The organism is Proteus sp. G4415 (genome assembly GCF_963896075.1).
In the GTDB taxonomy this organism is placed as follows: domain Bacteria; phylum Pseudomonadota; class Gammaproteobacteria; order Enterobacterales; family Enterobacteriaceae; genus Proteus; species Proteus mirabilis.
In genome coordinates this window covers 1-12797 of record NZ_CAWQOK010000133.1, presented here as the reverse complement: position 1 = coordinate 12797, position 12797 = coordinate 1, and the positions used below count along the sequence as shown (strand labels likewise).

Genomic DNA, 12797 nt, shown 5'->3' with positions numbered 1-12797 from the left:
TTTAAAATAATACATTGCTTTAAATTTTCAATTAAAAAATAAAATAACAAATTTATATTCGAAATATTCTGACTAATGGTTTAACTCAAATTAAAGTATAACCCTATCGAAAAAGATAGGGTTATATTTATCCAATGACCATCAATTCAACTAAAAAAGATTAATTTTTTAATTGTGCTTTTTGTTTACGCTTTTTCACAAAATGATACCCTATTCCTAAAGCAATAAACCAAATGGGCGTTACCATCAGTGCTTGACGGGTATCATGTTCAAATGCCAATAACACGACCATAAACACAAAAAATGCTAAGCATAGCCATGACATCACTATCCCTAATGGCATTTTATAAATAGATTGTTGATGTAATTGAGGACGTTTCTTACGATATGCTAAATAGCAGCATAAGATCATACTCCAAATAAACATAAATAATAACGCAGAGACCGTTGTTACTAACGTAAATACCCGCATCACATCTGGAATAAAATAAATTAGCACAATACCGCAAGATAAACAGAGACTCGTAAAGAGTAAACCATTGGCAGGTACTGAACGTTTTGATAGCTGGCTAAACTGTTTTGGTGCCTCCCCCTCTTTCGATAAACCAAATAGCATACGACTGGTTGAGAAGATACCACTATTTGCTGAAGAGGCGGCTGCCGTTAATACCACAAAGTTAACTAAACTGGCTGCGGCTGGAATACCAATCATGACAAAGAGTTCTACAAACGGGCTTTTGTCTGCCAAAATAGAACGCCACGGCGTTACTGACATAATAATCGCCAATGCCAAAACATAAAAAGTAATAATACGAATAGGAATAGCGTTAATCGCTTTAGGTAACGATTTCTCAGGATCACGTGTTTCAGCCGCTGCTGTACCTACTAGTTCAATCCCCACAAAGGCAAAGATAGCAATTTGAAAACCAGCAAAAAATCCGTTGATCCCTTTAGGGAACATACCGCCATCATTCCAGATATTTTCAATAGTTGCCGTGTGGCCGGCTGGAGATTGAAAATTTATGCTAATCAATACGATACCAACAATAATTAAAGAGACAATAGCGGTAATTTTGATCATCGAAAACCAAAATTCCATTTCCCCAAATAATTTTACTGTGGCTAAATTCAAAATAAGTAGTGTCAGCACACAAATAAAAGACGTTCCCCATTCAGGAAAATTGGGCGCCCAATAACTAATATAGGAGGTAATGGCAACAATATCCGCGATACCGGTGATAACCCAGCAAAACCAATAACTCCATCCAACAAAAAAGCCAGCCCAAGGCCCTAATAAATCCCCGGCAAAATCGCTAAACGATTTATATTCTAAATTTGATAATAATAGCTCTCCCATCGCTCGCATAACAAAGAACAGGACAAAGCCGATTATCATGTAAACAAAAATAATCGATGGCCCAGCTAGCGAAATGGTTTTCCCAGAACCCATAAATAAACCAGTACCGATAGCACCACCAATGGCGATTAATTGGATATGACGATTGGTTAGCCCGCGTTGTAGAGTGGCATTTTTCACTCTAACGGGCTGAGTAACTTCTGTTTGCTCTTCCATACAATACCTGAAATGTTTTCATATTTTTGATGTTGTTACGCCACTTTTTTATTTTTTCGCCGTGGCTAAGTTTGCGAAATTATTGTGACACAAATCTCAGAATAAGTAATGAAAAGATCACTTTTAGTAAAATGAGTGACGATTTGATAACCAAATAATATCCTTTCTTCATTTTAATAGACGATATTTTATACATTTGGAAAAAATTTCAAATTAAGGGTTGACCCGCCCTTAAGAGAGGAGAATAATTAGCGCATCGGGTTGTTAGCTCAGTTGGTAGAGCAGTTGACTCTTAATCAATTGGTCGGGGGTTCGAGCCCCCCACAACCCACCAAATTTACGCTGAGTAATCAGGCAGATAGGCCACTTAGAGATAAGTGGCTTTTTTGTTTCTATCGCTAAGTGTCGCAAAAGTGTCTAAACATATAATGATTATCACGCTCATTAATTGCGTTATATAGCTGACTAATATTTAACCTATAAATTGTGATTAAAAAATAAGTGTATTACAAAATATTAAACCAATAAAAATATTAGTATCAGTATTATTGACTAATAACAGCATCAATGAAGTTTGATGGGTTAAATATCGCTTTGATTAAGCAATCTTAATGCTATTAATATCATGCTAAACAAAACCCTTTAATGGTTAATATTTACTGTTATTTTGCCAAAAAAATACCACCTATATTTTTATATAGATGGTATTTCATTAAATAAAATCTTACTGTTTATTAATAATTAAGTGTTACGATATTCCGCTTCTGCTTCATCAAAACGTTGTTGATTTTCTGCCGTTGGTGACTTACCCAGTAAACTGACAATAACAATGGCTATGGACGCGAAAATAAAGCCCGGAATAATTTCATAAAGACCGAACCATTTATATTGCATCCATACCAGTACCGTTAATGCACCAATTAACATTCCCGCAAAAGCACCATTACGAGTCATACGTTTCCAAGTGACAGAGATAAGGATCACCGGACCAAATGCAGCACCAAATCCTGCCCAAGCATTACTCACCAAATCAAGTACTTTATTTTCTGGATCACGGGCTAAATAAATAGCGATAACCGCAACTAATAACACCATGCCACGACCAACCCAAACTAGCTCTTTTTGACTGGCATTTTTACGAATAAAAGGCTTATATAAATCTTCAGTTAATGCACTGGCGCAGACTAATAATTGGCAGCTTAACGTACTCATTACCGCAGCTAAAATCGCAGATAACAAAATACCAGCTATCCACGGGTTAAAAAGTAACGAAGCTAATTCCATAAAGATACGCTCATTTTTAGCCATAACCGGACCTGCAACGGTCGGATTAACTTCAAAATAAGCAATACCAAAGAAGCCCACCGCCACCGTTCCGCCTAAACAGAGGATCATCCAAGTCATACCAATACGGCGCGCTTTACGAATAGTTTGATTTGAATCTGCAGCCATAAAACGCGCGAGAATATGAGGCTGTCCAAAATAACCTAATCCCCAAGCTAATAATGAAACAATAGCAATAAAATCAAGCCCTTTAAACATATCAAGATAAGCCGGATCTTTCGCTTTAATGATCTCTATAGAGGTGTCAATTCCACCAATTGAGAAAATAACAATAATTGGTGTCAGAATAAGTGCGAAAATCATTAATGTGGCTTGTACCGTATCCGTCCAACTTACCGCCAAAAAACCACCTAGGAAAGTATATGCAATGGTTGCTAGTGCACCATAAATCATCGCTTCATGATAAGGAATGCCAAAGGTAGACTCAAAAAGCATACCTCCTGCGACGACACCTGATGCACAATAAATAGTGAAGAAAATAAGAATAACTAACGCAGAAATAATGCGTAGCATTTTGCTTTTGTCATCAAAGCGAGAAGTTAAATAGTCTGGTAAAGTCAGTGCATTATTGTTTTTTTCTGTTTGTAAACGTAAGCGCCCTGCAACTAAACGCCAGTTAAGCCATGCACCTAAACATAAACCAATGGCTATCCAACTTTCGGAGATCCCCGCAAAAAAAACCACACCTGGTAATCCCATTAATAGCCAGCCACTCATATCAGAAGCGCCCGCAGAAAGTGCCGTTACTACACTACCAAGCCTTCGGCCCCCTAAAATATAATCATCAAAATTTTTTGTTGATCGATACGCTAGATAGCCGATAAAAAGCATCCCCAATATATAGATCGTAAAGGTAATTAGCATTGGCGAATTTAGAGCCATAATCGCAGTTCTCCATATATCTGTTACGATCAATTGCTATGCTTTCAACTTATGCAGGAACGTTGCACTTCGTTGCACACCAATGACCTTATCAGTTTTTATTTAAAATAATTTCTTACTGTAACAAATAAAACATTCATATCAATCCTAGAATAGGTTATAAGCATTTAACAAGAAATTAACGTATCGGTGTTTAATTTTTGTATGTAACTTCACACTATTTGCTTCGGTTGAAAGAGATTAATATTATCTTCCCATTGAAGAAAAATATATAAGCCAATGAATTATAAGTATTATTTATTTATCTATCTAAGATAGTATTTTTTAACCATTTATAAAACCTGACAACTTTCACATTATTTATAAATTTATTGTTAACAATGTTGCACAAAGTTGCAACATGACTGATATTAAGAAAAATAACTGGTCAATGTGCCGTATAAGTAAGATGCACGATATGAGGAGCACTGCATGAGTAGCACAACAATGGGTGTTAGACTTGATGAAGAAACCCGTAATAGATTAAAAGATGCTGCACAAAAATTAGATAGAACATCTCATTGGCTAATTAAACAAGCCATCTTCAATTATCTTGAACAAATTGAAAATGATCAGCTCACCCTAACCCCTATTACACAGGCTGAGCAAGATATTGAAGAAAGCACTGATCCCCTAACGGCACATTATCAACCGTTTTTAGAATTTGCAGAGCAGATCCACCCACAATCGGTGTTACGCTCGGCAATTACTTCTGCTTATCGTATACCTGAAACACAAGCAGTGCCTATGCTACTACAGCAGGCAACGCTACCTGAGCATGAGGCTCAAGCCACGCATAAACTGGCTTACTCCATTGCAGAAAAATTACGCAAACAAAAACAGGGTGTTGGACGCTCAGGTCTGGTACAAGGCTTACTGCAAGAGTTTTCTCTCTCTTCCCAAGAGGGGGTTGCCTTAATGTGTTTAGCCGAAGCTTTATTGCGTATTCCTGATAAAGCAACCCGTGATGCCCTGATCCGAGATAAAATTAGCCATGGCAATTGGCGCTCGCATTTAGGGCAAAGCCAATCTATGTTTGTCAATGCCGCCACTTGGGGTCTACTGTTTACAGGCAAACTCGTCTCTACCCATAACGAAGAGAAATTATCTAATTCTCTAAATCGCATTTTAACTAAAAGTGGTGAACCTTTAGTGCGTAAAGGCGTTGATATGGCGATGCGGTTAATGGGGGAACAATTTGTCACCGGTGAAACTATCTCCCAAGCGTTAGCCAATGCACGCAAACTTGAAGAAAAAGGCTTTAGATATTCCTATGATATGCTAGGAGAAGCGGCCCTAACGGAAAAAGATGCGCAAGACTATTTAGTCTCTTATCAACAAGCCATCCATGCCATTGGTAAAGCCTCTAATGGACGAGGTATTTATGAAGGACCGGGGATCTCCATTAAACTTTCAGCATTACATCCCCGTTATAGTCGAGCTCAATATGATAGAGTGATGTCGGAGCTTTACCCTCGCCTACTCTCTTTAACGCTACAAGCCAAGCAATATGATATTGGTATTAATATTGATGCAGAAGAAGCGGATAGACTGGAAATATCCCTCGATTTATTAGAAAAACTCTGCTTCGAGCCTGAATTAGCGGGTTGGAATGGTATAGGATTTGTTATTCAAGCCTATCAGAAACGCTGCCCTTTAGTGATTGATTATATTATTGATTTAGCTCGCCGCAGTCGTCGCCGTTTAATGATCCGTTTAGTAAAAGGGGCTTATTGGGATAGTGAGATTAAACGCGCGCAAATGGATGGACTGGAAGATTATCCTGTTTATACCCGTAAAGTATATACCGATGTCTCTTACCTTGCGTGTGCGAAAAAACTGCTTGCTTCACCGAATTATATTTATCCGCAATTTGCCACGCATAATGCCCATACTTTATCAGCCATTTATCATCTAGCGGGTCAAAATTACTATCCTGGTCAATATGAATTCCAATGCTTACACGGTATGGGTGAACCCCTCTATGCACAAGTTGTGGGTAAAATTGCTGATGGTAAACTTGGTCGCCCTTGTCGTATCTATGCGCCAGTAGGTACTCATGAAACCCTACTGGCTTACCTTGTGCGTCGATTATTAGAAAATGGTGCAAATACCTCGTTTGTAAATCGTATCGCTGACACCACCATCTCCTTAGATGAATTAGTTGCCGATCCGGTTAAAGAGATCAATAAAATTGCGCAAGCTGAAGGACAAATCGGACTTTCACATCCTAAAATCCCGCTCCCAATGCAGCTTTATGGTGATGAACGCAAAAATTCACCGGGGATTGATATGTCTAATGAGCATCGTTTAGCCTCATTATCCAGTGCATTACTGACCTCTGCGATGGAAAAAATTCACAGTCATCCTCTCCTTGGTGGTGAGTGTAATAGTGCAGAAGAAGTGATTGCACCACAATCTATACTCAATCCGGCAAATCACACCGATGTCGTCGGTACAGTACGTGAAACAACGGCCGCCGAAGCTAATTTTGCTTTAGATATTGCCCAAGAAAATGGTGAAATTTGGTTTGCAACCCCACCTGCGGAAAGAGCGGCGTTTTTAGTCCGCACAGCAGAACTGATGGAACAGCAAATGGGTCCATTAATGGGTGTCTTAGTCAGAGAAGCGGGCAAAACCTATAGTAATGCTATTGCAGAAGTGCGTGAGGCGATTGATTTTCTTTATTATTACTCAGCACAAGTGGCAAATGATTTTGATAATAATACCCATCGTCCTTTAGGCCCTGTTGTCTGTATTAGTCCTTGGAACTTCCCATTAGCCATCTTTAGTGGACAAATTGCAGCAGCGTTAGCGGCAGGTAATACCGTACTGGCCAAACCTGCGGAGCAAACCCCTCTGATTGCTTTTAAAGCCGTAGAACTATTTTATCAAGCAGGAGTACCTCGCAGTGCATTACAACTCTTACCGGGTCAAGGGGAGACCATTGGTGCACAATTAGTGGCAGATGAACGCGTGCGTGGTGTGATGTTTACAGGCTCTACCGAAGTTGCCCACATTCTGCAAAAAACCTTAGCGGGTAGACTCGATAGCGAAGGTCGCCCTGTTCCTTTAATTGCTGAAACAGGTGGCTTAAACGCCATGATTGTCGACTCTTCTGCCTTAACGGAACAAGTGGTCACTGACGTTATGGCCTCTGCTTATGATAGTGCGGGTCAACGTTGTTCTGCTTTGCGTATTCTCTGTATTCAAGAAGAGGTGGCTGATAGCACGATTGAAATGTTAAAAGGCGCAATGGCACAAGCCATAATAGGTGATCCAAGTCTCTTATCAACAGATATTGGCCCTGTAATTGATAAAGAGGCAAAAGCGGGTATTGAAAAACATATTCAAACTATGCGCACAGCGGGTTTTGACGTTTATCAAGCAACCTATAATCAACTTACTAAACAGGCTGAAAATAACAGTACTTTTGTTCCTCCTACCTTAATTGAGTTAGATAAAATTAGCTCACTTAAAAAAGAGATTTTTGGCCCTGTACTGCACGTCGTACGTTACTCAAGCCAAGATCTGCCTGCTTTATTAGCTGAAATTAATGCGACTGGATATGGATTAACAATGGGGGTTCATACCCGTATTGATGAAACTATCGCTTATGTAGCGACTCATGCAAAAGTAGGAAATTTATATGTAAACCGCAATATGGTAGGTGCTGTTGTCGGGGTACAACCTTTTGGTGGTGAAGGTTTATCGGGCACGGGGCCAAAAGCTGGAGGCCCTGCTTATCTGTATCGTTTATTATCAAAACGTCCTGAAAATGCCATAACACAAACCTTAGCACGTCAAGATGAAACATTACCCCTTGATGCCTCTATGCGACAAAAGTTATTACAAACCTATCATCACTATATGACGTGGTTAGCAAATAAAACGGAACCTGCACATTATCAGGCGCTAGAAGAATACGCCAATGCATCACAAGCCGGAACATTGCGCGTATTGCCGGGGCCTACTGGCGAGCGTAATACCTATCAATTAGTCCCTTGTGGCAAGGTGCTTTGTCTCTCAGATAATGAGCAAGATATATTTACTCAGTTAGCGGGAGTCTTTGCATCAGGATGCCATGCTATTGTCCATAATGCTGTTTTCTCGCAAAAAACCTATCGTGAATTGCCTGATATGATCAGAAAAGCAATCACTCTCACGGACAACTGGCAAGATGAGTCACTAAGCATTAATGCCGTTATTTATCATGGTGATAGTGATCAGTTAAAAGAGACTTGTCAGCAAATTGCACAACGTAAAGGGGCTATTATTTCAGTACAAGGCTTCTCACGTGGTGAGACAGCATTGTTATTAGAGCGTTTATTGCATGAACGAGCATTAAGCGTCAATACCGCCGCTGCCGGAGGCAATGCCAGCTTAATGACAATCAGTTAAACCCAGCGTTCTCTTTCTCACTTTATTTTTGAGACCACCTTTAACTTACTTATCTATTAAAGGTGGTTTTTTTATTTCTGGAATAAAAAATAAAAAGGAGCAACATAATGTTACCCCTTTTTTTAGGTCTCTCTTGAATGCGATTAGTGACCACTACTCATCGAGGTTGGCGCTTGGCACCAATCAAGATATTGCTCATACTTACGTAGGGCAATGTTGTAGTTACTAAATGCGGAGGGAGTGAGCTTTTTACTCAAGTCTGACTGAATTTTCTCTGTCGTGAATTCTTGACGAGGAAAATTAGTGGAAGTCAGCAATTCATCGAGTCGACGTAAACGAACCACATACTCACGAACAGTACTGTGGCTCATCTCCGTTTGTTCGAACAAATACTGCTTAAAAGACATAATGTCAAAGTAATCAGTTTCACTATTACAGTAAATCTCACTACAAAAACGGCACAGCGCAGAAAACTTTCCTTGCAAGGTTTCCCATGTTTCATCATCAATTAAATCTGTCATTTCAGAAATGGCTTCTTTATTGATAACTTGGCGATTGAATACGAGAGAAATCCGATCAAGCGCCTTATGGCAATGCAAACAATGAGTTTGGCTGTGTTTATAGTCTTTAATGTAACGGCTTAGCGGCCGTTTCTTTTGTGTTGAAACAGACATAAGAGATAAAGCCCTGTGTTGTAGTCTTAATAAATAAAAACAAAAATAAGCAAAACTTCTATTTCTCTGGGTTTAAGCGTGCTCGCAGCCTTTTGATTGCTTGGCTGTGTAGCTGACTTACGCGGGATTCCCCGACATTAAGCACTGCGCCTATTTCTTTCAAATTAAGTTCTTCCTGATAATACAGGGTAAGAACCATTTTTTCCCTTTCGGGAAGCAATTCTATCGCGTCTATGACTCTTTGGCGAATATCACTTTCCAATAACATTTGTAAAGGATTGTCATCGTGATCTTCGTCTTGAGACGGTTCACAGCTTTCACCGTAAATTTCATGCCATTCGTCATAAGAGAACAACTGGCTGTTATTTGTATCCAATAGGATCTGCCGGTATTCTGCTAACTCAATCTGCAAATGATCAGCAACTTCCTGTTCTGATGGTGGTCGTCCTAGATCCTGCTCTAACTGATGAATGGATTGTGTCACTTCTCTTGCATTACGGCGCACACTACGGGGCGCCCAATCACGACTTCGTAGCTCATCTAACATAGAGCCTCGAATACGTTGCACAGCATAAGTAGTAAAGGCGGCACCTTGCATTGAGTCATAACGCTCAACAGCATTCAGTAGGCCAATCCCCCCTGCTTGCAAAAGATCATCCAATTCAACACTCGCAGGTAACTTGACCTGTAATCGTAATGCTTCATGGCGAACCAAAGGGACATATCGCTCCCAGAGGCTATTTTTGTCCATCACGCCTTCGGCGGTATACAAATCACTCACAACAAAAGACACCTTTGGATAAAAGACCGGAAACCATTATCCGACGAAATAGTGTTAGCAATCGGCTGAACAGTGAAGCAAAAGCCCCTCTTTTTCACCTATGCTAAATTTTCAGCGAAAATTGGGTTTTCATTGATAATTTAATTTGTTATTGCATTACAAGTACATACTGTACCTTAAGATGGGTCATACTAATCCGCAGAAAAACCGTTAAATAAATTGATATTTTGTCTTATTGAAAGAAATGTATTCATCAAATCTGTATTTTGTTGATAAAAAAATAACATATAAATCATATTACTTATCTTTTATCTATTTTTACCTACAACCCATCAATGGGAATACCTATCCATGATTAATAAAAAAAACAATTGTTTTGATGAAAAAACACCCACAGCAAAAATGGCTGTGGGTGGGATCTGAAGATGAGTTTAATGAAGGATTAACGTAACAGAGACAGAACAGTTTGTGGTACTTGGTTTGCTTGAGCCAGTACAGCAGTACCTGCTTGTTGCAAGATTTGATTTTTACTCATATTGGACACTTCTGTCGCATAGTCAGCATCTAAGATACGGCTACGTGAAGCAGATAAGTTATTAACAGTGTTATTTAAGTTATTGATAGTAGATTGGAAACGGTTTTGAATCGCACCTAATTTAGAGCGGCTTTCATCAACCTTACTAATTGCGTTATCTAAAGTTGCTAAAGCGTCATCCTTAACATTTAAAACTTTAACATCTTTACCTGCATCTGCCTTAAATTTAATGGTTTTACTACCAGTGAACTCAATTTCACCAGTAGTAGTACCTGATTTTAATGTAAAGTCTGATTTACTTACTACGTACTCGTCGCTACCATCCTTTAAGACAACTTTATTAGCAGAAACCTTACCATCTACTTTATACTCTTTTACTGAAACACCAGTCGCGTATTTTGTACCGCCCGAAATGCCCAGAGCGTTTGCATCGATAGCATCACCTGTTGCTTTAACCCCTTTTTTCTCTGTTTTAGCATCAAACAGGTTATCACTAGCAACACCTAATGTGTCGTTATCAATTTTATCTAAATTGAATTCAATCACTTCATTGTCATTAGTACCGACTTGAATGGTCATTTTTGACTTTTCACCACTCAGTACTTTCACACCGTTAAACTGAGTTTGTTCTGAAACACGATTGATTTCATCTAAACGTTGATTAACTTCATTTTGGATAGAAGTGATATCTGAGTTAGAGTTAGTCCCGTTTTTCGCTTGAACAGTTAATTCACGAATACGTTGTAAGTTATTGTTGATTTCGTTCAATGCACCTTCAGTGGTTTGAGACACTGAAATACCATCATTCGCATTACGAGATGCTTGAGTTAAACCGTTAATATTTGAAGTGAAACGGTTAGCAATAGCTTGACCTGCCGCATCGTCTTTCGCGCTGTTAATACGCATACCTGAAGATAAACGTTCAATTGCATTACCAAGTGCGCTTTGTGAACGATTTAGATTATTTTGAGTGACTAAAGACAGATAATTAGTATTAATAACTTGTGCCATACAATATTCCTTCAATTTTATTTGAAAATTTTTAATTAATAGGTTTGTTATTACACTCCTGTAATAACGTTGCCTAAACACTATCGTCATTAAATCGAAGGTATTTATGTGTTTTCGCGTCGCGAAAATAGTAAAAAAAGCCAATTAATTAATTTATAAGAGATAATGACTAGCAGAAAAAACAAAAATAGATGGAGAGAAAAAAATAAACTAAAACAGAGTGAGTTTAAATATAAAATAAAATGACAAAAAAGACCCTCAGATGAGGGCCTTTGATATAGAAAGGTATCTTTTGTGTCAGGGTACGAATTAACGTAACAGAGACAGAACAGTTTGTGGTACTTGGTTTGCTTGAGCAAGTACTGAAGTACCCGCTTGTTGCAAGATTTGACCACGGCTCATGTTAGAAACTTCTGTTGCATAGTCAGCATCTAAGATACGGCTACGTGAAGCAGATAAGTTGTTAACAGTGTTGTTCAGGTTGTTGATAGTAGATTCAAAACGGTTTTGAATCGCACCTAATTTAGAACGGCTTTCATCAATGGTGTTGATAGCTTTGTCTAAAGTTGCTAAAGCGTCATCTTTAACGTTTAAAGTTTTAACGTCTTTACCTGCATCTGCTGTAAATTCAGTTGTTTTAGCACCAGTAAATTTAGCTTTGTCAGCACCTTCCAGTGCGAAATCGCTTTTATTTACGAGGTAATCTTTAGTACCATCATTGAAAATTACTTTATCAGCAGAAACAACACCATCTACTTTATATTCTTTTACTGTACCTGAATCGTATGAAGTTGCACCAGCAACGCCGATATCTTTCGCATCGATTGCAGCACCTGCTTCTGTAACACCTTTTTTCTCTGTTTTAGCATCAAACAGTTTATCGCTAGCAACACCTAATGTATCGTTATCAACTTTATCTAAGTTAAATTTGATAGTTTCATTATCGTTAGTACCAACTTGGATAACCATTTCTGATTTCTCACCGCTCAGTACTTTCACGCCGTTAAACTGAGTTTGTTCAGAAATACGGTTGATTTCGTCTAAACGTTCTTTCACTTCGTTTTGGATAGAAGTGATATCTGAATTAGAGTTAGTACCGTTTTTCGCTTGAACAGTTAACTCACGGATACGTTGTAAGTTATTGTTGATTTCGTTTAATGCACCTTCAGTTGTTTGAGCGATAGAGATACCATCGTTCGCATTACGTGAAGCTTGAGTTAAACCATTTACGTTTGAAGTGAAACGGTTAGCAATTGCTTGACCCGCTGCATCGTCTTTTGCACTGTTGATACGTAGACCAGAAGACAGACGCTCGATTGCACTTCCTAAAGTTCCCTGAGATTTGTTCAGGTTGTTTTGAGTTACCAGGGATAGATAGTTGGTATTAATGACTTGTGCCATAGCTAGATTCCTTTAAAATCAAGTCGATAAAATAAAAGTTTGCCTATTCATTTACGGTGTCAATCACCGGCAACAAGTTTATCGGCACCCCAGATACAACCTTTAACTTTTCCAACAAATTTTTCTGTGATTTTTTATAGAATCGCCATTAACTAA

Annotated in this window: 7 protein-coding genes and 1 tRNA gene; 2 read left to right on the top strand and 6 right to left on the bottom strand. The window is 38.7% G+C overall.

Annotated features, from left to right (window positions below; genetic code table 11):
• Positions 1–160: 160 nt before the first annotated feature.
• Positions 161–1573 (bottom strand): D-serine/D-alanine/glycine transporter, encoded by a 1413-nt coding sequence (gene cycA / locus AACU95_RS14315; protein ID WP_049208081.1) that lies wholly within the window; start codon positions 1571–1573, stop codon positions 161–163.
• 258 nt (positions 1574–1831) lie between these two features.
• Here cycA and AACU95_RS14310 point away from each other — a divergent pair.
• Positions 1832–1907, top strand: a tRNA-Lys gene (locus tag AACU95_RS14310).
• Positions 1908–2314: 407 nt separating this feature from the next.
• Here the strand turns inward: AACU95_RS14310 and putP are convergent.
• Positions 2315–3799 carry a sodium/proline symporter PutP gene (gene putP, locus AACU95_RS14305; RefSeq protein ID WP_049203464.1) on the bottom strand — a complete coding sequence of 495 codons (1485 nt, stop codon included), beginning with the start codon at positions 3797–3799 and terminating at the stop codon, positions 2315–2317.
• Positions 3800–4270: 471 nt separating this feature from the next.
• Here putP and putA point away from each other — a divergent pair, with 471 nt between their 5' ends.
• Positions 4271–8239, top strand: coding sequence for a trifunctional transcriptional regulator/proline dehydrogenase/L-glutamate gamma-semialdehyde dehydrogenase (putA, locus tag AACU95_RS14300; RefSeq protein ID WP_012368050.1), 3969 nt, complete (start codon positions 4271–4273; stop codon positions 8237–8239).
• A gap of 143 nt (positions 8240–8382) precedes the next feature.
• On the opposite strand, the gene fliZ is transcribed toward putA, so the two are convergent.
• From fliZ to AACU95_RS14280, 4 genes are all read right to left on the bottom strand, one after another.
• Entirely contained in the window at positions 8383–8913 is a 531-nt protein-coding gene (gene fliZ / locus AACU95_RS14295) for a flagella biosynthesis regulatory protein FliZ (protein WP_004243493.1), read from the bottom strand.
• A gap of 58 nt (positions 8914–8971) precedes the next feature.
• Positions 8972–9694 (bottom strand): RNA polymerase sigma factor FliA, encoded by a 723-nt coding sequence (locus AACU95_RS14290; protein ID WP_004248319.1) that lies wholly within the window; start codon positions 9692–9694, stop codon positions 8972–8974.
• Positions 9695–10136: 442 nt separating this feature from the next.
• A complete protein-coding gene (locus tag AACU95_RS14285; RefSeq protein WP_012368051.1) occupies positions 10137–11240 on the bottom strand; it encodes a FliC/FljB family flagellin in 1104 nt (367 codons plus the stop codon).
• A gap of 309 nt (positions 11241–11549) precedes the next feature.
• Complete coding sequence (locus AACU95_RS14280) at positions 11550–12641, bottom strand: FliC/FljB family flagellin (RefSeq protein ID WP_004243496.1); 1092 nt, start codon at positions 12639–12641, stop codon at positions 11550–11552.
• Positions 12642–12797: the final 156 nt, after the last annotated feature.